Origin of the sequence: Rhizobium sp. WSM1274 (assembly GCF_025200775.1) — a bacterium.
In the GTDB taxonomy this organism is placed as follows: domain Bacteria; phylum Pseudomonadota; class Alphaproteobacteria; order Rhizobiales; family Rhizobiaceae; genus Rhizobium; species Rhizobium leguminosarum_I.
On the sequence record NZ_CP104139.1, the window covers coordinates 124,159 to 148,609 of the forward strand.

At 59.0% G+C, this 24,451-nt stretch carries 21 protein-coding genes and 2 pseudogenes; 3 read left to right on the plus strand and 20 right to left on the minus strand.

All coding sequences use genetic code 11. From position 1 onward, the window contains the following. Positions 1 to 3: 3 nt before the first annotated feature. The gene (gene araD, locus N2600_RS24825) at positions 4 to 1,740 is read right to left on the minus strand and encodes an L-arabinonate dehydratase (RefSeq protein ID WP_260299185.1); all 1,737 of its coding nucleotides are present in this window, start codon (positions 1,738 to 1,740) and stop codon (positions 4 to 6) included. A gap of 143 nt (positions 1,741 to 1,883) precedes the next feature. On the opposite strand from araD, the gene N2600_RS24830 reads away from it, so the two are divergent. Continuing rightward, positions 1,884 to 2,603, plus strand: a complete 720-nt coding sequence (locus N2600_RS24830) for a GntR family transcriptional regulator (protein ID WP_260299186.1) — start codon at positions 1,884 to 1,886, stop codon at positions 2,601 to 2,603. Between the two features lie 27 nt (positions 2,604 to 2,630). Here the strand turns inward: N2600_RS24830 and N2600_RS24835 are convergent, their stop codons facing one another. The 8 genes from N2600_RS24835 to N2600_RS24870 all read right to left on the minus strand — a co-directional run bounded on the left by N2600_RS24835 (position 2,631) and on the right by N2600_RS24870 (position 9,559). Continuing rightward, positions 2,631 to 3,578, minus strand: a complete 948-nt coding sequence (locus N2600_RS24835) for a 2-hydroxyacid dehydrogenase (RefSeq protein ID WP_260299187.1) — start codon at positions 3,576 to 3,578, stop codon at positions 2,631 to 2,633. Beyond that, a complete protein-coding gene (locus tag N2600_RS24840; RefSeq protein ID WP_260299188.1) occupies positions 3,575 to 5,209 on the minus strand; it encodes an ABC transporter ATP-binding protein in 1,635 nt (544 codons plus the stop codon). Before N2600_RS24840 ends, N2600_RS24835 begins: the two co-directional genes overlap by 4 nt. Then, a complete protein-coding gene (locus N2600_RS24845) occupies positions 5,202 to 6,128 on the minus strand; it encodes an ABC transporter permease (RefSeq protein ID WP_260299189.1) in 927 nt (308 codons plus the stop codon). Before N2600_RS24845 ends, N2600_RS24840 begins: the two co-directional genes overlap by 8 nt. 3 nt (positions 6,129 to 6,131) lie before the next feature. Then, on the minus strand, positions 6,132 to 7,046 hold the full coding sequence (locus tag N2600_RS24850) for an ABC transporter permease (protein ID WP_221961395.1): 915 nt from the start codon (positions 7,044 to 7,046) through the stop codon (positions 6,132 to 6,134). Positions 7,047 to 7,210: 164 nt separating this feature from the next. Further along, complete coding sequence (locus tag N2600_RS24855; protein ID WP_260299477.1) at positions 7,211 to 8,077, minus strand: DMT family transporter; 867 nt, start codon at positions 8,075 to 8,077, stop codon at positions 7,211 to 7,213. Positions 8,078 to 8,432: 355 nt separating this feature from the next. Beyond that, positions 8,433 to 8,714, minus strand: coding sequence for a hypothetical protein (locus N2600_RS24860; protein WP_260299190.1), 282 nt, complete (start codon positions 8,712 to 8,714; stop codon positions 8,433 to 8,435). Between the two features lie 170 nt (positions 8,715 to 8,884). Next, a complete protein-coding gene (locus N2600_RS24865) occupies positions 8,885 to 9,349 on the minus strand; it encodes an NUDIX domain-containing protein (RefSeq protein WP_260299191.1) in 465 nt (154 codons plus the stop codon). A gap of 24 nt (positions 9,350 to 9,373) precedes the next feature. Beyond that, positions 9,374 to 9,559: a hypothetical protein gene (locus N2600_RS24870; protein ID WP_170280947.1), complete on the minus strand. Its 186-nt coding sequence runs from the start codon at positions 9,557 to 9,559 to the stop codon at positions 9,374 to 9,376. A 197-nt stretch (positions 9,560 to 9,756) separates the two neighbouring features. Here N2600_RS24870 and N2600_RS24875 point away from each other — a divergent pair, with 197 nt between their 5' ends. Next, positions 9,757 to 10,437 (plus strand): redoxin domain-containing protein, encoded by a 681-nt coding sequence (locus N2600_RS24875; protein WP_260299192.1) that lies wholly within the window; start codon positions 9,757 to 9,759, stop codon positions 10,435 to 10,437. Positions 10,438 to 10,529: 92 nt separating this feature from the next. Here N2600_RS24875 and N2600_RS24880 read toward each other — a convergent pair. The 9 genes and pseudogenes from N2600_RS24880 to N2600_RS24920 all read right to left on the minus strand — a co-directional run bounded on the left by N2600_RS24880 (position 10,530) and on the right by N2600_RS24920 (position 20,243). Continuing rightward, positions 10,530 to 11,601 (minus strand): annotated as a pseudogene (locus N2600_RS24880) (ABC transporter ATP-binding protein). Positions 11,602 to 11,668: 67 nt separating this feature from the next. Beyond that, a complete protein-coding gene (locus tag N2600_RS24885; protein WP_260299193.1) occupies positions 11,669 to 12,967 on the minus strand; it encodes a D-tagatose-bisphosphate aldolase, class II, non-catalytic subunit in 1,299 nt (432 codons plus the stop codon). Further along, a complete protein-coding gene (locus N2600_RS24890; RefSeq protein WP_260299194.1) occupies positions 12,964 to 13,917 on the minus strand; it encodes an SIS domain-containing protein in 954 nt (317 codons plus the stop codon). The genes N2600_RS24885 and N2600_RS24890 overlap by 4 nt, the downstream gene beginning before the upstream one ends. An 11-nt stretch (positions 13,918 to 13,928) precedes the next feature. After that, positions 13,929 to 14,762: a carbohydrate ABC transporter permease gene (locus N2600_RS24895; RefSeq protein ID WP_260299478.1), complete on the minus strand. Its 834-nt coding sequence runs from the start codon at positions 14,760 to 14,762 to the stop codon at positions 13,929 to 13,931. Positions 14,763 to 14,785: 23 nt separating this feature from the next. Beyond that, entirely contained in the window at positions 14,786 to 15,703 is a 918-nt protein-coding gene (locus tag N2600_RS24900; RefSeq protein ID WP_260299195.1) for a carbohydrate ABC transporter permease, read from the minus strand. Beyond that, a complete protein-coding gene (locus N2600_RS24905) occupies positions 15,700 to 16,956 on the minus strand; it encodes an ABC transporter substrate-binding protein (RefSeq protein WP_260299196.1) in 1,257 nt (418 codons plus the stop codon). Before N2600_RS24905 ends, N2600_RS24900 begins: the two co-directional genes overlap by 4 nt. Before the next feature lie 31 nt (positions 16,957 to 16,987). After that, positions 16,988 to 17,947 (minus strand): N-acetylglucosamine kinase, encoded by a 960-nt coding sequence (locus N2600_RS24910; protein ID WP_260299197.1) that lies wholly within the window; start codon positions 17,945 to 17,947, stop codon positions 16,988 to 16,990. Beyond that, positions 17,944 to 18,738, minus strand: coding sequence for a DeoR/GlpR family DNA-binding transcription regulator (locus N2600_RS24915; protein ID WP_260299198.1), 795 nt, complete (start codon positions 18,736 to 18,738; stop codon positions 17,944 to 17,946). The genes N2600_RS24910 and N2600_RS24915 overlap by 4 nt, the downstream gene beginning before the upstream one ends. Before the next feature lie 188 nt (positions 18,739 to 18,926). Further along, a complete protein-coding gene (locus N2600_RS24920) occupies positions 18,927 to 20,243 on the minus strand; it encodes an alpha-glucosidase/alpha-galactosidase (RefSeq protein ID WP_260299199.1) in 1,317 nt (438 codons plus the stop codon). A gap of 99 nt (positions 20,244 to 20,342) precedes the next feature. On the opposite strand from N2600_RS24920, the pseudogene N2600_RS24925 reads away from it, so the two are divergent. Continuing rightward, positions 20,343 to 21,208 (plus strand): annotated as a pseudogene (locus N2600_RS24925) (helix-turn-helix domain-containing protein). A gap of 101 nt (positions 21,209 to 21,309) precedes the next feature. Here the strand turns inward: N2600_RS24925 and N2600_RS24930 are convergent. Together N2600_RS24930 and N2600_RS24935 are read right to left on the minus strand one after the other, a co-directional pair. Beyond that, on the minus strand, positions 21,310 to 22,269 hold the full coding sequence (locus N2600_RS24930) for an HD-GYP domain-containing protein (protein ID WP_260299479.1): 960 nt from the start codon (positions 22,267 to 22,269) through the stop codon (positions 21,310 to 21,312). An 85-nt stretch (positions 22,270 to 22,354) separates the two neighbouring features. Further along, on the minus strand, positions 22,355 to 24,169 hold the full coding sequence (locus N2600_RS24935) for a putative bifunctional diguanylate cyclase/phosphodiesterase (RefSeq protein WP_260299200.1): 1,815 nt from the start codon (positions 24,167 to 24,169) through the stop codon (positions 22,355 to 22,357). Between the last annotated feature and the right edge of the window lie 282 nt (positions 24,170 to 24,451).

The following is a 24,451-nucleotide window of genomic DNA, read 5'->3' on the forward strand; positions in this document are numbered from 1 at the left end:
GCCTCAGTTGATAGCCGGTTCCGGCGTCTTGCCACCGAATTCCGTCGTCAGGAAATCAAAGTCGCAGCCTTTGTCGGCCTGCTCGATATGGCTGGAGAACATGAAGCCGTAACCGCGCTCGTAATGCCGCGTCGGCGCCACCCAGGCAGCCCGCCGCACTGTGATCTCTTCTTCGGAAACCAGCATATTGAGGCTACGTGCCGGAATATCAAGCTCGACCATGTCCCCGGTTCTCAGCAGCGCCAGAGGCCCGCCAACATAAGATTCCGGTGCGACATGCAGCACGCAGGCGCCGAAACTGGTTCCGGACATGCGGGCATCCGAGATGCGGACCATGTCGCGCAGGCCGAGCTTCAACAGCGCCTTCGGCATTGGGATCATGCCCCATTCCGGCATGCCCGGCCCGCCCTGGGGGCCGGCGTTGCGGAGCACGAGAACCGTCTCCGGCGTCAGCGGGTAGTCGGGATCATCGATGATCTTCTTCATCTCCGCATAGCTGTCGGCGACCAGCGCCGGGCCGCAATGGCGATGGAATTTCGGGTCGCAGGCCGCTGGTTTGATGACCGCGCCGTCGGGACACAGGTTCCCCTTAAGCACGGCCAGCGAACCTTCGTGATAGACCGGGTTCGACAATGGCCGGATAACGTCGTCATTATAGATCTTCACCTGGTCCAAACCATCCACCAAGGGTTTTCCCATAACGGTAATCGCGGTGGGATCCAGCTTGTCGCCGAGCTGTTTCATCAGGGCGCGCAGGCCACCCGCGTAAAAGAAGTCCTCCATCAGGTAGGTCGAACCGGAAGGCCGGATGTTGGCGAGAACCGGCGTCGTGCGACCAATGCGATCGAGATCATCGAGCTCCAGCGGGACGCCGGCGCGCCGCGCCATGGCGATCAGATGAATGATCGCATTGGTGGAACAGCCGGTCGCCATGGCGACGGTGACCGCATTGTCGATGGCTGCGGGGGTGATGATCTGGTCCGGCGTCAGATCCTCCCACACCATCTCGACGATGCGGCGGCCGCAGGCCGCCGACATGCGCTGGTGGTTGGCGTCGGCTGCCGGGATCGACGATGCGCCCGGCAGCGTCAACCCCATTGCCTCTGCGATCGCCGTCATCGTCGATGCCGTTCCCATGGTCATGCAATGGCCGTAGCTGCGGGCGATTCCGCCTTCGATGCCCTGCCACTCCTCCTGGGTGATCGTGCCGGCGCGGCGCTCGTCCCAGTATTTGAAACCGTCGGTACCGGAGCCCAGCGTCTTGCCGGCATAGTTGCCGCGAAGCATCGGGCCGGCGGGCAGATAAATGAAGGGAATGCCCATGCTGACTGCGCCCATGACAAGGCCTGGTGTGGTCTTGTCGCAGCCGCCCATCAGAACGGCGCCATCGACAGGATGGCTCCGCAACAATTCCTCAGTCTCCATCGCCAGCATATTGCGATAGAGCATCGTGGTCGGCTTGACGAAGTTTTCGGAAAGGGAAAGAGCAGGCAGTTCCATGGGAAACCCGCCCGACTGAAGAATTCCGCGCTTCACCCATTCGGCGCGTTCACGGAAATGCATGTGGCACGGCTGCGCATCGGACCAGGTGTTGATCACGGCAATGATCGGCTTTCCCTGCCAATCCTCCGGCGCGTAACCCATCTGCATGGTCCGCGACCGGTGGCCGAACGAGCGCTGATCATCCGGCAGCATCCATCGGGCGGACCGCAATTGCTCGTAGGTTTTCCTCGGGGTCACGGCTTTCTCCCACCTTTTCGCCTGCTTATCCCAGCGTTTGTACCAACTGATATTTTAGTTCGACATATATATCAATGGAAAGTTTGCGTTCTTGTGCATTAGGTCGTGCAAAGCTATGAATGGGACTCAAAAGGACGCCTCACATGAATTCCCAGTTCGCCTCCACATTCGGCCTGACCGCGCCCGGCTTCCCGGTCGTCGCTGGCAGTACTGTCCAGCGGGTCTATGATGATCTGCGAAAGCGCATCATCACCATTCAGTTGCCGCCGGACACCACGCTGTCGCGCACCGAGCTCACCGAGACTTATGAAGTCAGCCAGACTCCCATCCGTGACGCATTGCAGCTTCTCAAACAGGAGGGTCTGGTTCGCATTTATCCGCAGTCCCGCACTGTGGTGACCAGGATCGACGTCCTGCAGATTTACGAGGCGCATTTCCTCCGCGTTGCACTGGAAACGGAGGTTTGCCGCCGCCTCGCAACCGATCCGGATCCGGATCCGAGCGTCATTACCCGCGCCCGATCGATCATCAAGATGCAGGCGGCAGTCGCCGACGACGCCGATCAGATCGCGATCTTCCAGGAGCTCGACGAGCTCTTTCACCAGACATTGTTCGCAGGCGCCAAGCGCAGCAGCCTCCACCAATTGATACGCGAGCGCTCCGGCCATCTCGAGCGTATACGTCGTCTGCATCTGCCCGAGAAGGGCAAGATCGTCAGCATTCTCAATGGGCACCACGCCATCATTGATGCGATCGCCGCTCGCAACGAACAGGCTGCAGTCGACGCGATCCGTGAACATCTCAGCCAAACCGTCGCAAAAGTGGAAGATCTGCGGAAGGAGTTCCCGGACTACTTCGTCTGATCTGCCGCGCCGCGGGTTTTGCCGGGGTCAATTGACCGGCGTCAGCAGCGGCCTGCGTGCGAAGAAGGCGGCAAGGTTGTCGACCGTCAATTGCGCCATCCGGTCGCGCGTTTCCTCGGTACCGCTGGCGTGATGAGGATAGAGCACAACGTTGTCGAGCGCTGCGAAGCGTGGATCGGGATTGGGTTCGTTGAGGTAGACATCGATGCCGGCCGACGCGATCCGCCTTTCCTGCAAGGCCTTAATCAAGGCCGGCTCGTCGACCACGGTGCCCCGGGCAATGTTGATGAAGCTGCCCGTCGGCCCGAGCGCATTCAGCACGTCTGCCGAAATCAACCCTTCGGTCGAGGGCCCGCCCGGCGTCGCCACGATCAGGATATCGGCCCAGTCCGCCAGTTTTAGGGTCGCGTCGAAATAGGCAAAATCGTTGCCGGCTTTCTTCGTCCGCCCATAATAACCGACCGTCAGCCCGACAGCTTCGCATCGCTTGGCAATCGCCATCCCTATACGGCCGAGGCCGACGATCCCGGCCTTCTTGCCCGACGTCGATGTCGTCAGCGGCATCATGCCCTTTTGCCCCCAGTCGCCGGAGCGCACATAGCGGTCGCCTTCCGGCAGGCGCCGGCGTGCCGCCAGCATCAGAAGCAATGCCATGTCGGCAACGTCGTCGCACAGCACCTCGGATGTGTTGGTGAGCTTGATGCCGCGCCGTGTCATCGCTTCGACATCCATCTGGTCGTAGCCAGCCGAAGAACAGGCGGCGAGCTTCAGTGCCGGCAATTTCGAAAGCAGGGCTTCGTCAATCGTCACATGGCCATTACAGACCAGCGCGGAAGAGATCGGGCCGGCTTTCCGCACGAGAGCATCCCGCTCTTCGCCTTTGACAAGATCCAGCCGGTGCAGCGTGTAGGTCTCCTCCAGCATCGCCATCTGACGGGGCCGGAGCGGATAGGCGACGATGACATCGGGCTTCATGCGGAAACGAGTCCTTCCTGTATGTGGCGGGCGGCGCGTCGGGTGGCCTGGATCTCCGGATCGGGATCGAGGCTCGCGGCAAGAAGCGCCTGTGTGTAGGGATGGGAGGGCGCATTGAAGATCTGTTCCACCGGACCCTCCTCGACAATCTCGCCAGCCTTCATGACGATGACACGATCGGCGAAATCGCGAACCACCGGCAGGTCGTGTGCGATGAAGAGATAGGACAGGCCGAATTCGCGGCGCAGGCCCTCAAGCAAGGCAATCACCTGCGCCTGGATCGATACGTCGAGCGCCGAAACCGCCTCGTCGCAGATGATCAGTTTCGGCTCCATCGCAAGCGCCCGGGCAATCGCGATGCGCTGGCGCTGGCCGCCGGAAAACTGATGTGGATACCGGTCGGCCATATCCGGTTTCAGGCCAACCTTGGCCAGCAACTCGGCCACTCTCTCCTTCCATCTCGCTTTCGGCAGGATATCCGGATGAATGATCCAGGCCTCGGAAATCAACCTGAACACGCTCATCCGCGGGTTCAGTGACTGGGTGGGGTCCTGAAAGACCATCTGCAAATCGCGACGCAGCCCGAATATTTCCCGCGGGGTCATCGCAAGCAGATCGTTGCCACGGTAGAGAACCTGTCCGTCCTGCGGATCATCGAGCCGAACGATTGCCCGGGCAAGGGTTGACTTACCGGAGCCGCTCTCGCCGACCACGGCAACGGTTTCGCCAGGCATGATGACGAAGTCCACGCCCTTCAGCGCCTGGAATGCGCCGAAACTCTTTTTCAGGCCAATGGCGCGCAGCAGCGGTTCGCCCTGCCGGTCACGCTCCTGCGCCATCGCACCCTTCCCCGGTGCGGCAGCAATCAGCTTCTTCGTATAGGCGTTCTGCGGGTTGCGATAGACTTCGGCCGCATTGCCGGTTTCGACCACGCAGCCGGAATTCATCACCACGACCCGGTCGGCGATCTCGGCAACGACGCCCAAATCGTGGGTAATCAACAACAGGCCCATGCCGGTTTCCTGCTGCAGCTCCTGCAGAAGTTCGAGCACCTGAGCCTGCACCGTCACATCAAGCGCGGTGGTGGGTTCATCCGCGATCAGGATATCGGGCTTGCAGGCGATCGCCATGGCGATCATCAGGCGCTGCCGCTGGCCGCCGGAGAACTGGAACGGATACTTTCGCATCGCCGCCTGCGGATCGGTAATGCCAACGCGGCCGATCAATTCGAGCGCCCTCGCGCCGGCGCGCTCCGCCGACTGGCCATGCGTCGTCATTATCTCGGTGATTTGCCAGCCGACCGGATAGACCGGATTGAGGTGGGCGAGCGGGTCCTGAAAAATCATGGCGATCTTGGCACCGTTGATCAAGCGCCGCTCCTCGGGCGTCATTTTCAGCATGTCGCGGCCGTTGAGGAGAATGCTGCCGCTGGTGATTTTCCCGGGCGGCATGTCGATCAGATTCATGATCGCCGAGGCGGACACGGATTTGCCCGAACCGCTTTCCCCAAGGATCGCCAGTGTCTCGCCGCGATCGAGGTGCCAGCTGACATCCTGCACCGCCTTGACGGTACCGCTGGCGGTGTGGAACTCGACCGAGAGGTCACGCACTTCCAAAAGATGATCAGCCATTTTTCCGGCCTTTCATTTCAAGGCGCCAGCATTGTGTCGGATCGAGCGCGATGCGCAGCCAGTTCGACAGAAGGTTCAGCGACAGCGTCGTCAGAATGATTACAAGGCCCGGCCAGAAGGAAAGCCACCAGGCATTGGTCAGATAGGGTCGTCCTTGCGCAACCATGAGACCCCAGGTGATCTCCGGCGCCTGAATGCCGATCCCAAGGAACGACAGCGAGGATTCCGCCAGCATGACAAAGGCGAAATCCAGCGTTGCGATGGTCACCAGCGTGGGGAAGATCACTGGCAGAATGTGATGGAAGACAATGCGCCAGGACGATGCTCCCATCACCTTCGCCGCCTGCACGAACATCCGCTCGCGCACTTCCAGCACTTCGGCGCGCGTAGTGCGCAGATAGATGGGAATGCGGGTGATCGCCAGGACGAGGACGATATTGGTGACGGAGGGCTCGAGCATGTAGAGCACGATCACCGCCAGAAGCAGCGACGGAAAGGACATGATGACGTCGCCGAGGCGCATAATCCATTGAGCCGCGGAGGAGCGGCTGTAACCCGCGACCAGACCGAGCGCCGTACCGACGATGGATGATGCGAGCACGGCTGCCGCGGCAACCAGGACGGTGTTTTGCGCCGCCACGACGACGCGGGCAAGAAGCGGCCTGCCCAGCGCATCGGCGCCGAGGAAGTAAAGCAATCCGCGGGTGATATCGAACGGCGGCGCATTTCGGCCCCGCAGGTTCTGCTTGGTGGCGATCGCCTCCAGCAGGAACGGGCCAAATAGCGCACAGAGCAGAACGATTAACAGGAACAGAGCCGCGAAGAAAGCCAGCTTGTCTGCCCACAGCATCGTCAGCCAGCGCCCGATCGGGCCGCTCGGTTTATTCTCGGTGAGAATTTGTGTGTCGGCCATCGTCATCGCTCAATACCGGATGCGCGGATCGAGCAGCGCATAGGCGATGTCGATCAACAGGTTCATGATGAAGATCGCCAGTGCCGAGACCATGATGACGGCCAGCACGACAGCGAAATCGCGAAGCAAAATGGAATCGATCATCAGCTTGCCGATGCCCGGAAAGCCAAACACCGTCTCGACGACAACGGCACCGTTCAAGATGGCGGCCGCCTGGTCGCCGATGACGGTGATCACCGGCAGCATGGCGTTGCGCAATCCGTGAATGAAGATGATTGAGTTCGAGCGGACCCCCTTGGCGCGGGCCGTCTTCACATAGGCAGAAGACAGAACACTGATCATCGAGCCGCGGACCACCTGCAGGATCAGGCCGAAGGGCCGGATGAACAGCACGCTGACCGGCAGGATCCAGTGCCAGAAAGTTCCCGTTCCCGATGTCGGCAGGACATGCAGTTTGACAGCGAAAATAACGATCGCCACGATGGCCAACCAGAAATCCGGTGCCGCAGCGCCGATCAGCGAGAAGAAAGTGGCGAGACGGTCGAAGACGCCGCCGACGCGAAACGCCGCGAGCGAACCGATGACGATCGCGGCGACCGTGACCAGCGCCATGGTGATGACGGCCAGCCAGAAGGTCCAGACGAATGCCTCCAGCACGACATCCATGGCCGGACGGGCCTGTCGAAGTGACTGACCGAAATTGCCTTGGGCAAGATCCGAGACATAACGGCCGAACTGGATGATCAACGGATCGTTGAAACCGTTCATCTCACGGAATTGCTGGCGCATTTCCGTGGTCGCATCGATCGGCAGATAGAGGTCAGTCGGATCGCCCGTCAGCCGGGAGAGGAAGAACACGATGACGATAAGCACCACGAGCGATACGCCACTGGCGATCGCGCGTTTACCGATGAAACTCTTCATGCCACTCCTCCCGAGTGAACCCCATGGGGTCGTGATGTCCGGATTCGTCTTCATCTGTGCTACCTGTGATACCCCTCCGGCAACAGGCACGGCTCGACGACCAGTCGCTGTAACTGAAATATTAGTTCATCTAAAATTTTTGTGAACCCCAAAAATGATCGGGTTTATCGCGGCGATTTGCGTCGCCATGTCATGCCGCGGGTTCCAATAATGGCCGCGCCAATGATGACCGCCGCACCGATCCACATCTGTGCAGCAGGAACTTCCGAGAAAAATGAGAAGGCCATGAGGGCCACTACAGGCAGCCGGAGAAAATCGAGGGGCGCCAGGACACTCGCAGACGCCATGCCGAAGGCACGCGTGATCAGCGTCATGTTCAGCGCGCCGAGCGTCCCTTGCACAGCAAGCAGCCCGAGTTGACTCGAGGTCGGCATTGACCAGACCGGCAGCATGACGATCACGCCAAGCGGCACCGTTGCTATTAGATTCCATGCAACCAGCCGGTCGGCACTATCCTTCAACGCCATCCGCCGCAGCACCAATTGGCTGGCCGCCGTCAGGACCGCTCCTGCCAGCGCAAAAAGCAGCCACGGATCGAAACCGGACGCTCCAGGGCGAATGATGATCATGACGCCGATAAAACCTGCGACAATGCCGGCCACGCTGGAGATGCCCACATGTTCCTTGAGCACCAGCCACGCACCGAGAACGAGAAAGATCGGCATGGTGAAATTGATCGCCGTCGCATCGGCGAGTGGCGCGTGCGCAAAGGCGACGAACAATGCGACCAGTGAGGCTAGTTTCAGACCCGCACGCACGACATGCAGAACACGATAGGGTGAGGCTTTCAGGTCGACCCGTGACACGATCCAGGGCGTGACTACAAGAAGCCCGAAAAACGACCGGAAAAAGCCGATCGTCAACGGATGCACCTCGCCGGCCAGCAAACGTACGATGACTGCGTCGAGACTGTTTAAAAAAGCGGCTGCCACCATCAAGCCGACGGCGAGGCCTGTGTGACCAGGCTGCATCACGCTTCTCCTGACAGAACAGAGGTGAACCCTGCTATATCGGTCATTCGATACAGTTGCGCGTTGAAACGGCAATCCATGAGAACTGAAGCCTTCCTGGCGTGTCCGCTGATCTCCGGGCTCCCGACGGTGTGCCGCGGTGCAACCGCCTCGTTTCCACCAGGGACCGGCAGCATCCGCTATTCCGCAACGCGGATTAACGGCTTTATCTCAATCCATCTGTCGCCGTCCACCCTCACAGAGCGCATTGCTAACGAGGCCGCCTTCGCCCACGGTTGGAGCATGATGCCGAAAAGTATGAGTTGTTTTCGGACGGCATCATGCTCCAACTGTTTGATTTAAATAGAATTCGGTTCTAGTGGACCACTCCGTTGGTCTTCGTCCTGTTCGAGAACTGATGGACGAGCATGATGCCCTGCTCGAGCAGCAACTCGGCCGCCATCAGATCGCGCGGCGTGAGATCGCCGGATAGCCCGCGAATCGTATTCGCGACGCAAATGGAGTTGGCGACAAAGCGGGTGTCGCCCTCACCTTCCGCCTCCTCGGCCGTTGCTTCCAAAGCATCGGCGACGGTTTCGAGCAGGCTCGAGCGTTCGATAAGCGTCATGTCGTTCAGGGTTTTGGAAATGCCGTTCATGATTGTCTCCTCGCGCGTGCCTAAGGCGGATCGCTGCGCCGATTTCTCCATTTCAGTCACATGGCGGTGACTGTCAGATAGGACGGCTGTCTTCAGAAGCAACTCATGGCTGCCGCGCACCTCATGCATGACAGCAGCGAGATGGGGATGGTTCACCGAACTTCGGCCGATCATTCCAGATGCTTCAGGAGACCGGCAAGTATTGGTCGCTGGCCTTTCAAGAGTTTTATCGCTGCGTCGGCTGGGGAAAACCACCCGGCGCGATCGACTTCCGGAAAGCTTTTTACCTGGCCGGACCGTGGCGGCCATTCCATTTGAAATTTGGAGGTCTGTATCACATTCACGTCTAGTACCGGATCGCCTTCGATCGACCACGCGACAACTATCTTTCCGCCAGGTTGCCGGTATTCGCCCAACGGTGTGAACCTGCCATCGACTACTGCACCCAGCTCTTCGGCAGTCTCTCTGATTGCCGCCGCGAGTTCATCCTCTCCAGGCTCGATCAGCCCCTTCGGGATCGACCACGCAGCCTCGTCTTTCCTAGCCCAGAAAGGACCGCCCGGATGCACGAGAAGCACTTCGATGTCCCTGGAAATGCGCCGGTATATGAGAAGTCCGGCGCTGCGGATGACCATCGCGTTGTGCCTTTCTTGCGTCGATCACGAGGCCAGGCATTCCTCACAGATGCCGCAGCCGTCATCGTCCATCCACTGACGCCGGCGCTTGCAGCAGAGGCAAGCACGACCGTCGGGCTGTTCTTTCGAGTCTTCCGGTGGAATGATCTCAATCGTCGTGTCGATTAGAGTGTCGGCCACGAGTAGAGTGTCGGCCACAAGTTCCGCCATCTCGTTGCTCCATTAGTCTATTCTAAATAAGATAGGAGCGGCAATCGCTACCGGCAAGCTCTCAACGCCGGTCGCAGGGCCAGATGGCATGCCGACCACATTCGCGATCTCAACATGGAGCGCTGGGCCTTGTTGCGACGAGTGATATAGTCAAAATCCGGTCGTCCACCTGGACGATGCGACAAAGGAATTATTCCATGGGAGACCACAATCGTCCGCTGCAACCAGGAAAAACCGCCCCCGCCTTCGCACTAGCTACGGCCAACTTCGACGGAACGGTCTCATTCGCCGATTTGAGCGGTCGCCCGTTCCTGATCGGGTTCTTTCGCGGGCTGCACTGCCCGTTCTGTCGGCGCCAGGTAGAACAGCTGGCTGGCATACAGCCCACTCTGCGCGCCTCCGGAGTGGAAACCGTGGCCGTTATCAACACGCCTGTAGAACGCGCTCGCCTGTATTTCCGCCACCGTCCGACACCAGTAACGCTGCTATGCGATCCCGAATGCCACACACATCGGGCCTATGGTGTACCCCATGCTGAGTTCCTGCCCGATGGGAGCAGCAAGCAGCCCGAATGGCCTTATAGCGCGACGATGGCGCAGTTCCAGGCGGCGCGCATCAACCCCACGGGCGAGTTGCCGGAAGAGCTACCGCCGATGGAAGCTAATACAATACTCAACGCCAAGGACCGCTTCGAGCTTGATGAAGCCGATATGGCGATCTTCTCGAATCACGCCACCCAGCTCGTCGGGCACTTCCTGGTCAATGCGAACGGTACCATCGCCTGGTCCCAAATTGAGGCGCTGGACGGGCCGAACAGTCTTTGCATCTTCCCGACTGCGGCGGAGATAATCGCCGCCGCCGGCAGCCTTGAACGCTGACTTTCAGCGAACCATTAGCCAGCGTTGGCGACTCGTCTCCGACTGTCATCAGATTGACCTCCATGTTCCGCCAGTCCGAAAAAATAGTCACGTTAGACCGACTTCAACCGTTGTGCGGTTTTTGCGTCGAACAGATGCAGCTTGCTGAGATCCGGGGTAATGACGATCCGGTCGCCGGCGTGGAGATCAAGGCGCTCTCTTACCGCAGCGACGAGCTGATCCGCACCAAACTTCGTAGTTACCTGGATCTCGGCACCGGTGGGCTCGACGAGGACGACCTCAGCGGCAACAGGACCTTGTCCGATTGTAAGGTGCTCAGGGCGAATGCCGTAGATAAGCTGCGCGCCGCGTTCCAATGGCGCTGCTTCGGGCAGCGGCAGCCTACCTCCGCCGTCCGTAATCAACTCCGGTGGCCCCGAGGTGCTGACCTGCCCTCGAATAAGGTTCATCGCCGGCGAACCGATGAAGCCCGCCACGAAAAGGTTTGCCGGCCGGTCGTAGAGATCGAGCGGCGAGCCTATCTGCTCGACGAAGCCGTCCCGCATCACAACAATCCGATCGGCCATCGTCATCGCCTCGATCTGATCGTGGGTGACGTAAATGGTCGTTGTCTTCAGTCGCTGATGCAGCTGCTTGATTTCGGAACGCATCTGGACACGCAGCTTCGCGTCCAGGTTCGACAATGGTTCGTCAAACAGAAAGACCTGCGGATTTCTGACGATGGCACGGCCCATCGCCACACGCTGGCGTTGGCCACCCGACAGATTTCTCGGATATCTGTCGAGCAGATGCTCGAGCCCCAGAATTTCAGCGGCTGCGCGAACACGTTGCCTGGTCTGTTCCTTGGGTGCTTTGGCCAGCTTCAGCGAAAAACCCATATTCGCCTCGACGGTCAGATGGGGGGTAGAGCGCATAGGACTGGAAAACCATCGCGATATCGCGTTCTTTTGGCGCGACATTGTTCACGACCTTGCTGCCGATCGATATTCGGCCAGCTGAAATCTCTTCGAGGCCGGCGATCATCCGCAACAACGTCGACTTCCCGCACCCGGACGGACCGACCAGGATCACGAATTCGCCGTCTTGGATATCAATATCCACCCCATGCAGAACCTCGAAGTGACCGTAGCTCTTGCGGGCATTCGCCACACTTACTGACGCCATAACTTTCTCCGGCTGAATGTTGGTATCTTCGGGATGCAGCCGCTCGTCTGACACGGCTGTCGATTGCTCATCGGATTGCCGTGGCGGCTGAATAAGGCGCCAATACCGCGTCGACCGCAGCAAGGCAGAGTTCGCGGGCCCTCGGAGCGATCCGCTTTGACACCACGTCGGAATAGAGTCGGCCGAGATATTGGCTGATCAGAGTTTCGGGAATTTCATCGGGGAGCCGGCCGAACAATTCGCCGACCGCGGCGGATGCGCGAGGATCCGGCCAGTAATAGCGAATTCGATCACTATAGCTGAAATGCCGTTGCAGTCGCGCCTCATCGGGGCTGCCGCCATAGTGGCCCGCCCAGCTTGCCGGTTGTTCGACCATGATTTTTTCCATGGTCGTCACCAGTCCGGTTCGTGGCGTCTTCCCGGCAAGCACATCAGCGATCGCATCGAGACCGTAAAGCGCTTCGCGCAGCGCGAAAGTCAGCCCTGGTCCGACCTTGAGGATTGCAAAGCCGCCCTCAACGAGAGCAGACAAGGCTTCGGCCGGTTGGTAGTCGGTGGAATGTGCTTCGAAAACCAAGCCCGGCATGTCGTCCAGCGAACGAATGAGGCTCTTGGCCCGTTCAGGCTTGTAGAGCGCCACGTCCGTGTTGCCAAATTCCACGCCCGGCTGAACCACGATCCCAATGACCCGCTCCATTGCCGACGCCAAACCTGCTTCGGCAAACGACGCCCGGTGAACCGCCAGCGTTTTCATCGCCGCATCGGCCCGGGTAATTTCGATTTCTTCGAGTGCGTGCGTTGCACCACCTGGAGGCGGCACCTCGGTTCCGATGATATAGACCGGCGCACGGTGGCCTGAACGAAGAGCGGCCTCCTCAGCGGCCTTTGCCAATCGAGCGGCCCGCGCCGCGGTCAATTCGTCATCGAGCGCCGTTGGTTCACCGGCACAGCCCATCGACGTGTCCAGGTGAATCTTTTCAAACCCTGCCTCGACATAGGCCGTCACCATAGCCGCGGCGCGCAGCATTGCCTCCTCGGCCGCCAATTTTCTCCATGGGTTGGGACCGAGGTGATCGCCTCCGAGGATGATGCGTTCGGCTGGAAAGTCAGTCGCTGCGGCTATGTCCTCGATGAACCGGCGAAAGTCCGCCGGCGTCATCGCGGTATAGCCGCCCTCCTGATTGACCTGATTGCAGGTGGCTTCGATGAGGACCGCCCGGTGTTCCATGCCGGCGCGCCGAAGGGCTGCCTCGATGACCAGCGGATGCGCCGAGCAGACCGAAGTAACGCCATGGGGAAAAGGCAGGTTTCGGGCACCGAAAAGCTTTCGCAGCGCGGTCTGCCGGTTCTCTTCGATCGACGTCATGCGAGCGTCACAACCTTCGTCAGGTGACGGGGGGAGACCGTGTCGATTTGCCGAGCCTGCGCGGCGCGTTCGCCCAGGACCTGCAGCGCCGGAAGGACAACGAGACCCGCAAGCGACAGATCGACATCGACGGCGAGTTCCAGATCGCCTGGACCACCCACACCGATGACGACCGCGCCTTTCTCTCTCAGTTCTCCCACCAGTTTCGTCTCCGCCTCCCTCTGGTCGGAGCTGTACAGCATCACCGCAACCGTCTTCCCGTCAACGAGGCTGATCGGCCCATGACGGTATTCCAGCGGGTGGAAGGCCTGGGTCATGATCTGGCTCATTTCCATGAGCTTGAGCGCTCCCTCCAGGGCGACGCCGAAGAGCGGCCCGCCACCGAGAAAGACGAAGTGCGACCGGTCGGCGATCATTCCCGGAAGCGCCGCATCGAGAGCGCTCGCCAGCTGGCGGGCCGAATTCACGACAGAGGCAGGAACCTTCTGCCCGATCATCTGCAAACCGAGAAGGACCATGAGGCTCGCCGATACCGTCATGACGATACCTTCGTCCGGATGGGTTTCGGCCGCAACCATCCGATCACAATTTTTCGCCAGAGAGCTTTCCGGTTCGACGGTTATCGCCGTCACGAAGGCGCCGGCGGCCCGGCTTGCCTTTGCCGCGGCGACTGTTTCTGTCGTCTCGCCGCTCCGGGAAAGCGCAACGACGTGCGTGTTGCGCCACTCCGGCCAGAAAGCCGACGGCCGGTTTTGCCACTCCGCGCCGGGGACCGCGATTGCCTTGCGTCCGGCCATATTGGCATAGGCTGCCAGCGAGAGCGCAAGATTGAAGGAGGTGCCGCAACCGACGAAGACAAGCAGCTCCGCGCGGTCGTCGGCTGAATTCAATTCAATGGCCTTCTCCCAATAGGGAAATTGCTCGAAAATAACCTTTTCGGTCGTGTTCATGAAGTCTCCGATTATTTGACTGAACCAGCCAACAGGCCGCTGACGAGGTAACGGTTGAGGAAAATGACGACGAGGGCGGGGATGACGATGGCGATCGAGCCGCTCGCGGTGATGAGCCCGTAGTCGATGAAGTTCTTCGTTACGAATTCCGGGATCAGAACCGTTAGCGGCTTCGTTGCCTGCGGCGAGAAAATGAGCGGTACGAGATACTGCCCCCAGGCACCAAGGAAGGTGAGGATCGCCGCTGCCGTCAGACCCGGTCCGGCCAGCGGCAGGACGATATTGAAGAAGATGTAGAGCCGGCCCGCTCCGTCGAGTTGCGCCGCTTCCTCCAGTGCGATCGGAAGAGCTTCGAACACGCTCCGCAGCAGCCAGAGCGACAGGGGCAGGAATGCCGAGACATAGATCAGCGAGACGCCCACATAGGTATCGACGAGATGCAGCTTGATCATGATCTGATAGAGCGGGATCAAGACAGCGTAGGCAGGAATGGCCAAAGTCGCGACGACAGCGACAAAAAGCCCTTTGCGGCCAGGAAACTGAAGCCTGGTGAACGCGTAAGCCCCAAGAGAGGATATCGCGACGCAAAGCAGCGTGGCAGCGATTGAGGTCACCACGCTGTTGAGCAACGCGGCCCGGAACTGTTTGAATACCTCCACACCTCCGATCCGCGCAATATTGATGCCAAGCAGCCGCGAGTAGTGATCGAGCGTAAAGTGCTGCGGGAAGAAGTTGATCGGTCGGGTCGAAAAGTCTTCGCTTGGAGTAACCGAACTCGCGATGGTCCAGTAGATCGGCCCAAGAGACCAGATCAACAGGACGACGACACCGGTCCAAATCATCATTCGATAGGCAATAGTAGATCTCATCAGTCGAACCGTGTGTTGCGATAGACACGAAGGACGTAGACGAGCGAAATCAGCAGAGACACGAGAGTGATCACGACCGATAGCGCCATGCCATACGAGAAGCGGAGATTCTGGAAGGTTTCGAGGTAGATCTGGACGAGTACCGGTCGGGTCTCGAGGCTGGCACCCGCCAGAACCCAGGCCTCGTCGAAGAGATTGAAAGCGTTCACGGTTGCGTTCGTCATGGCGACAGCGATCGCACTGCGAACCAGCGGAAGGGTTACCCATCCGAACATCTGAACGCGCGTGGCTCCATCGATCCGCGCAGCCTCATAGAGATGCGCAGGGATACTCTGCATCGCCGCAAGGACGATGACGATCGTCAAAGGCATCATGCGCCAGACATGGACGATTGTTACGGCGACGATGGCGCTGGTGCGATCGTTGAACCAGACGTGATTTTCGAAGGGGAGCCCGAGCGCTGAAAGAATGCCGTTCAACAGACCCGCGCCAGGTTGATAAATCCAAAGCCAAATGACCGAATTCACAACGCCGGGCAGCGCCCAGGGCAAGATCACTGCTGCGAGCACCCACTGCCGCCCGACCTTGATCTGATTGATGAGAGCGGCGGCAAGAACGCCGAACACGGTTTCGGCGACGACGGCCAGAACAACGTATGTGAGCGTGTTGCTCCAGGTCGTCGCGAGCTGGCCATCCGACAGCATTCGGCTGTAGTTTTCCAGGCCGACGAATGGCGTGCCGGCCTGCATGGGGTTGACCCTGTGCAGGCTGTCCCAGACGGTTCTTCCCATCGGGTAGAAGACCAAAGCTGCCATCGTGATAATGATGGGCGACACCAACAGCAAGCCGAGTGTGGTGTCGGCGTTGAAGCCGACCCCACGTTTGCTCGTGGCCTCTTCGGACGCCAAAGCTGTCATTGCGCCATTGCCTGCTTGGCGGCGGAAGCAATAGCCTCCATCGCCTGGTCGACGCTCATCTGTCCCTTGGCAGCGCTATTGATCGCGGTGTTTACGCCGCTGGAAAATTGCGGATACCAAGGCGGCGTGCCTTGCGGGAACAGCGGCTCAACGGTTTTGGACTGCGCCACGAGAGCGTCACCGCTGTTCAGCTTTCCGGACTCGTTGAGTTCGGAAAGCGCCGACGTGCGGGTCGGCAGGAAGCCGTTCACGGCATTCTTCTTCTGGATGTCCTTGCTGGTGAACCATTTGACAAAAGCGATCGCCGCCTCCTTGTTTGGAGAGACGTTTGGAATAGCCAGCGCTTCCGGAAGGCCGAAACTGCGTGTTTCACCGCTTGCCGTCGGCACGAGGATCGCTTCTACCTGGCCGGCGACTTTCGACTGCTTCGGGTCGTTCATCTGGCCGAGACGACCGGGCTCACCGGAGATCATGATGCTGGTGATGCCCTGCCCGAACATGCTCTCATTGATCTGGCTGTCCTTCAGGCCGGTAGACGCCGGATCGACCAGCCCTTCCTTGAGGAGCATCAACTCGAAAGCAAGCGCCTTGTAACCAGCCGAATCCGGCGAGGTGAACAGCGGATTGAAGTCCTTGTCGAAGAGTTCGCCACCGAAGGCCTTAGTCAGCAGGTACCAGCTCGTTGACGCGCCTTCCGTTGCTGAAACCGGCAGGCCGATCGGATACTCGACAATGTCTTTTTCCTTGATCTTCTTGGCTGCAGCGACCAGGGCGTCCAATGTTTTCGGCATCTCGGTGATGCCTGCATCCGCGAAATGCTTCTTGTTGACGAGCATCACCCGGAAGTCGTTGGTGTAGGGAATTCCCAATAATTTGCCGTCGACCGTGAAGATCTTGGCAACGCCGATATCTTTCAGCGTATCGGCGTCGATCACGTCGTTGAGCGGCATATACCAACCGGCCGCGCTGAACTGACCGGTCCAGGACCAATCGAATTCGGTCACATCCGCTGGCGCTGTACCGGCAACCAAGGCTGTCACCAGCTTCGGGCGGATGTCGTCCCACGACAGGGTCTGCAGGTCGACGTGAATGCCGGTTTCGGCCTCGAAGTCAGAGGCGATGTTCGGTCCCTGCGGCGATGGCATGAGCACCGTGATCGACTGACCGGCAAGCGGCTTGGCGTCCTGGCCAAGAGCGGGTGCGGCGATCGCCAAGGCCGCCGATGCAAGTAGAGGCAAGATCAATTTATGCATGTTCCCATCCTTCATTATTCTTGAGCTCAATTCACTGGGATGCGCAGTCACTGCCTTCGGCCGTGGCCACGATTTGCCCGAACCAGCCGTCGTCTAACGGCCAGTCGAGAAGTTGGGCGGCAGCCAGGAGCGCGCCACCAATCGGGGGAAGTTTCGGCAAAGCCGGAGGCCTGCCAATTCGCCGTTCAAGCGCGTCCAAAAGAAGTCGGCTCGAAAAAGAACCGCCGGCATAGGTCCAGTCGGCATCCGGATCACAATGGCCGGCAATTGCCGCATGATGCTTCGCGAGTTCATCGGCCGCCTGCTCGATCAACCCGACCGCCCCTTTGTCGCCGCCAAGTGCGACCTGATCGACGAGGATCGAAATTGCTGCAATGTCCGCCCGTTCATTCGCCAGGGAGCTCGCCCAATCGCCGAGCCCATTCATCGGATTGCTCAAGTCGATGCGAAGATGGTCAAACAGGGCCTTTGCGAGAGCCGTTGCCGGAGCACGCCCGTCCAGGCTTTGGCTGACCAGATTGAGCGCCCTCTGACCGATCCAATGACTGCTGCCCTCGTCGCCGATGAGATCTCCCCAGCCGCCGGTGCGCGCCGACCGGCCTTTGGAATTACGTGCCCATGCCATTGAGCCCGTGCCGGAAAGAATGAGGATGCCCGGCTCGCTCGCAAAAGCACCGAGGTGCGCCGCGTCGACATCGTTGAGGACGCGGCGGTGGACGTTTGGGAACAGGCGCGCGATTGCATCGCGCTGTAGAGCCGACAGGCGCTCAACCTCACCGTAGGCGGGCAGTGCTGCGGCGACGGCCGCCAGGTTTCCTTCATCGCGAAAGGGAAGGAGATGCTGCTCCAGCTCCTGGAGCCAATTCGGATTGTCCATGGGGTTGACCCCGTGGCCGCGGGAACGCCGCAATATGCGGCCACGCTTGTCCGCGAGGGCAACCAGCACCTTGCTTCCGCCACCGTCGATGCCGAGGATCAGCGCGTCGCTCACTCTTTTACCCTCAGATCCGCGATTGTTGCGTCGACGCCGAAGTTGACAAGCTCCTCGCGCCAATGCCGCGAAAGCCCAGAATCGGTAATGACTTTCGCGGTGTCCAGCGGCGCGACCTTGTAGGTCGCCGTGGTTCCGAATTTTGAGGAATCGGCCAGGACGAAACGATTGGCCGACCGAGCCAGCATGCGTCGGTTGAGGCTCGCTTCCGCACTGTCCACACTGTAGATCGCACCGTCGGAGCTGATCGCGCTGGCGCCAAGAAAGAGCTGGTCGAACCATAATGTTTCCAGCATTGCCTCCGCCTGAGGTCCGACAAGCGACGCATTCTCGCTGCGCAGCTGACCGCCGAGAAGCACCACTTCCAAATTCGGAATATTCAGGAATTCCTGCGCTACCGTCAGGCCGTTGGTGAATATCCTCAGCGGTATGGGGTTGATGCGAACGAGGCGCGCAAGCTGCAGGACGGTCGTTCCCGCGTCGAGAAAGATTGCCGTACGCGGATGAAGCAGATCATAGGCCGCCGTGGCAATCGCTCGCTTGGCCGATAGATGGCGCTTTTCGCGCTCCTGAAATGCAACCTCAACCGACGATCCTTCGGCAATGCGCGCTCCACCATGCACGCGATCAATGGCCCCCTCCTGCTCAAGGATCTGCAGGTCTCTACGAACCGTGGCAAGCGATGCTCCGATCGCATCGGCAAGCGCCTGGATGGTCGAAAAGCCGTTCGCATAGAGGTGGCTGCGAATGGCATCCCGTCGATCGACCTTCACTCCAACTGCCTGGCTCAACGAAAACCTCCCGCACGGCTGATCCCAATTTCGATCACATTTTCATCTCAAATGATCAGTGTCAATCATGATTATGACGTTTTTTGATCTATTGGACGGCGCTGGAATGAAAAAAACGCGCCGTGGATTCACGGCGCGTCTAAAACGAATGACTGCCATGCGCTTGTGGCTGGCTTATCTGCGGGATCTCACTGATATCTCGGCAACAAATCGCCGTGCGCTTCGATCAGGTCATCGACAAGGTTCCAGATTTGGTCCGGAGACAATTCCGCGGACGTATGCGGATCGAACAGAGCGGCCTGGTAGATGCGCTCCCGGTTTCTTGTAAGAGCCGCCTCGACCGTCAACTGCTGTACGGAAACGCTCAGGTTCATGACGGCGGAAAGCTGGGAGGGGATCCGACCGACCCGGACCGGCTGAATTCCGTTTCTGTCGACATGGCAAGGCACTTCCACGATGCATTCATCGGGCAGATTCTCGATCAGGCCGTTGTTTGGGACATTGCCGTATATCAGCGCCGGGTTGCCGGTGACCGCGGCATGAATGATGCCAGCCGCATATTCATTGCTGCGGCACACCTCGATCGGCTTGTCGCCTTCCAGTTCCTTACGCAGGGCATGCCATTCTTTGATCTGCACTTCGCAGCGCCGGATATATTCGTCCAACGGGATATTGAGCTGATCGATCAGATCCCCTCGTCCGTCCTTGATGTACCAGGAGGTATACTCGGAGAAATGTTCGCTGGATTCGGTGACGAAGTGGCCGAGCCGTTTGAGCACATCGAACCGCACCCGATCGTCCGGCGGAACGCGGCCATCGGCGGCGAGAGCGTTCAGTCTCGGATAGAGATCTTCCCGACGTCCGTCGCTGTGAACTTTCTCATATTTGAGGAAGAAGGCGACGTGATTGATGCCAGCCGAAACATAGTTCACGTCGGCAATGTCCTCGCCGAGGCATCGCGCGAGATGCGCGGCTGTGTGCTGCACGCTATGACACAAGCCGACGGTGCGGATTTCCGGGGCCAGATCCTTGATCGCCCAGCAGTTGATGGCCATCGGGTTGACGTACTGCATCAGAAGAGCCTGCGGGCAGACCTCCTGCATGTCTCGGCAGATCGCCTCAAGGACTGGTATCGTCCGCAAACCGCGGAAAATGCCGCCGATGCCGACGGTGTCGGCGATCGTCTGACGCAAGCCATATTTTCTTGGAATGTCGAAATCCGTGACGGTCGCCGGTTTGTAGCCACCGACCTGCATCATGAGGATGACGAAATCGGACCCGCGCAGCGCTTCCCGCCGGTCGAGCGTGGCGTCGATCCTGACGTTTGAAAGCTTAAGCGCCTCGCAGATCCGCCGAGCAACGATCTCTGACGTCTTCAGCCGCTCTGGATCGATATCGAAGAGGCCGATGACGTAGTCGCCGCCTCTCTGCGAAGACAGGACGTCTCCCAGAATGTTCTGTGCAAAAACGGTGCTACCAGCGCCTACCAGGCAAATCTTCGGCATTGCAATCTCCCCATCGGTTGTGATTGCTTATTGCTCCTTCTAGATCAGAACTTCTTCCCGGCATTTGCCTATTAGTTCCGGAATTCGAGTCTCAGACATATGAAACATACCCAAAGGCGCGGCGAATGGATTGGATCTCGAGGAGAGTTCTTGATCGAGCGTCACATCGCTGATGCGATGGCCGCAGCGCATTGGCACGACCACGTTGAATTAAACCTGCTCATGGCAGGCCAGATGACCTACCTTTTCAACGGACGGCAGGAACAGGTTGAAGCCGGCCGCCTGGTTTTATTCTGGGCCGCGATTCCCCATCAGACCATCGCTGTTGCCGAAAACGCGCCGCTCGTATGCCTCTATCTTCCGCTTGTCGATTTTCTGGGTCTGCCGGTGGACAGAAAGGCAAGGCAGTCAATTATGCAGGGGAGATTTCTGGCGCAGGGAAGTCAGGAAACGATGGATGCTTTCACCCTCGCACGATGGGAAAAGGAATGGCAGTGCGGCAGTGCGGCAAGACGGAAACTGGTTGTGGAGGAGGTTCGACTGCGAATAATACGTCTGATCCTGACAATGCTGAAAGCGGCAATTCGCCAACCCATGTCTCTCCGACATCGTCGGCCGGCCAGGCGGTGCGACACGTCGAGTTGCTGATCGACCTCATCAATTCCCGCCACGCAGATCCAGTAAGCGTACCCGATCTCGCAAAACTCGCGGGCATGCATCCAAGCACCGCCAACAGCGCTTTCCGAAAGCTTCTGGGAATATCAGTAAACGAATACCTGACCCGACATCGGATTGCCCGGGCGATGCAGCTGCTGACGGACACGGACGATCCGGTTCTCCAGATCGGTTTTGACTGCGGGTTTGGTTCCAGCAGTCGCTTCTACGAGATTTTCAAGGAGCGAACGGGTACGACCCCCCGTCATTTCCGGGAAGCGGTGAACTCCAAGAACACTCCGGCGCCCTGATGGGATTCAAACCGGCGAGATAGAGATCGCTCTCTGCCGAAATAACGCCGATCCGGAGCAGAGTTGCAGCCGATACGATGTGCCTTACGGCAAAGACCGTTTTAGTGGAGCGTGCCGCTGATCACCATTTTTGACACGAATGCGGAAAGAAGCTGGCTATCGAAATGGCCCGGCGAATTCATCATGATGTTGATCGCCTCTGCTTGCGAGAAGGCGCGCTTATACGGCCTGATTGTGGTCAGCGCTTCATAAACGTCACAAATCGCCGCAAGCCGGGCGACGTAAGGGATCTTCTTTCCGGCGAGCCGGCCAGGATAGCCCGACCCATCGAACTTTTCGTGGTGATAGCGACAAATGTCGAGCACTTGCTTTGGGACATCCGCGACATGAGAAATCAGCTCATATCCCCGCTGAGGATGCCCGCGCACAAGATCCATCTCCTCGGTCGTCAGCTTACCGGGTTTCGTCAAAATTTCATCCGGGAGCGCCATTTTTCCAAGATCGTGAACCAGTCCACCCAGTCCTAAGACCCGCACATCCTCTTCTCCATGACCGAGGCTGCGCCCCAGGGTGATCATCAATGCGCTTACCGCCAGCGAGTGGAGGAACGTCAGCTCATCCTTTTCCTTCAGCTTTGCGACTGCAATCAGCGCACCGGCATTGTCGAAGGCTGCCGACATGATACGCTCCACAGCTGCGCTTGCCGCATCACTGGCAAAAGACGCCTTGATCCTGGCGTGGGCAAGCATTTGACGGATCTGCGGTCTTGTATCCTCGACGCATTCCCTCGCCTGCTTGATATCCTTTGCCGAAAACACGGCACGAAGCTGGGCGTCAAACGCAGTCCGGTCGATGTCCTGCGGCCCGCCCGGATCGACATCGGCACCTTTTCCGACGTCGATCACGACAGTCATCAGGCGGCTTGCCATCAAACTATCGACCTGACCGGCGGCCGAGATCAGGAACGGCTTGAACCGACGTGTCCTGTCTTCTCCCTCAATTTCGACGTCCTCGACATACATTCCGACCCGCAATTGGCTGACATGTATCCGTTTTCGCATCTCTGATCCGTTCAAAATGATCTTGGTACTCAAGCGTTGTCTCAGGTATGCGGGGCTGGCCCGAGCGCGAAAACCTTCGCTCAAGCTACAGGGCTCCGGCACGGGGCTTGTTTTGGTTGAGCCGTTGTCCATGCTGCTCTAAAATAGCCGCGGTAACCGTTCGATCGACTGCTTTCGAAAACAGGTAGCCCTGTCCGAGCTTGCAGCCGAGCTGGCTCAATTGAACAGCTTGGGGTTCTGTTTCAATCCCTTCTGCGACGACCCGGATTCCCAACTTGTGAGCTATTCCGATCAGACCCTCGACGATGACGGTCCCAGCGTCACCCGGCACCATGCGGTCGATGAAGGACTTGTCGATCTTGATGATGTCGACCGGCACTGTCAGCAGGTGGGTCAAAGACGCGTAGCCCGTGCCAAAGTCGTCGAGGGCAACCCGCAAGCCCTTGGACCGAAGAGCCTTTATCTCGTCCGCTACGACATGGTCCCGTTGCCCGAGATAAACCGATTCCGTCACTTCGAGAATGATGTGCTCGAGCGGAACCTCTGCTTCCCCGAAAATTCGGCACAGTCTCTCTTGCAGATTACCGCCACGAAAATCTGCGGCGGACAGGTTGATGCCGACATGCTGGAGAGGAAAGCCCCGGGCGAGCCAGCTCCGGATGTCCCTTGCAACCCTGACCAACATGCGTTGGGTCAGCTCAGCAGCAATATGCGCGTCTTTCGTCGCCTCATGGAAATGCGCTGCGGCGATGATTTCGCCGGAAGGCGTGGTCATTCGACACAAGGCTTCGAAACCGACAATTTCCCGCGTATCGAGGCGCAATATCGGCTGGTAATGCGCGTCGATCCGATCGTCTTCCAGGGCGACACCCACATCGCGAACCGCCCTGAAGCGCCGGGTTAGTGCGGTGCCCAGGCCGGGATAGTGTTGCACGTACCGACCGCGGTTGTGTTCTTTTGCATGATAGAGCGCCACATCGGCATTCTGGCGGATCTGGTCAGGGTTTGTTTCGGTCTCTGCCAACGCACCGCCAATCGTCGCGGCAGGAAAGACGACATGACCGTCGCACGTTGAAGGAGAAGACAGTGCTTTGAAGATGTCGGTTGCCCTCGCATTCAGGTCAAGGTCTTTGTCGTCCGACACAATGACAGCGAACTCATCGCCACCGAGCCTAAAGGTGTTCTTGGCGCCTGCTGTCTTGGCGACCCGGTCTGCAACCACTTGAATCAATGCGTCGCCGGCTGCGTGCCCGAACGTGTCGTTCACGAGTTTCAAGTTGTCGATGTCCACCAGCAAGATGCCCCAGGCGCGCCGGGATCGAGGCAGCTCTTCGGCTAGGAGCTGGTTGAAACGAGCGCGATTCGACAGCCCTGTTAAAGCGTCGCTGTATGTCAGCCGCTGACGTTCCATCACCCGTTCTTCGCGATCGATGGCGATTGTGCAGAGATGGACACAAGCCTCGACCAGGTCCCGTTCGAAGGCCTTTGGACCGCGGTGGTCTCGATAGTAGAAGGCGAAGGTGCCGATCACCCGGTCGCCGCTCTTGATTGGGCTGGACCAGCAAGCCCGCAAGCCCAGCGGAAGCACCAGGGACCTGAAATCCTGCCAACGAGGATCGATCTCGATATCGGTGACAATGACCGCTTCTCCGAAATAGGCAGCAGCGCCACAGGAGCCCGCAAGAGGACCGGCTTCAAGATTGTCGACCGCCGCTGAATAGTGAGGCGGAAGGGAGGGGCCAGCCAGTGTGTGAAGACGGCTCCCGTCGAACGTCAGCACCGAAGCGATGATGCCAGGAACGGCGGCCTCAACCTTGAGGCAAAGTTGCTCGATCGTTGCTGCCAACGGTTCCCCTTTGGCAATCATTTCCAGAATGGCATTCTGCAACTCAAGGATCATGACGTCACTTCTCGCAAGGAGACCCTGCCTACCAAACCGACTTTCAAATCAGGTTACGCCGTTGATTAGATTTTGATCGAATAGACGCCGAATGATCAGTTCAGGACCTGTCTTGGCGAGCGTCGTGTACGAAAGGTTTCCGCCACCATTCTGATTTCCTTCTCGAACGGAGTAAGATTGACCGATGTCACGGTCATTCTCTAAAGACGATTATGAAATACAATCCTCAGTCGCGCCCCTGAGGGCGCCGAGTGAGTGGGCACGGCATAATTTTCGAGAGTC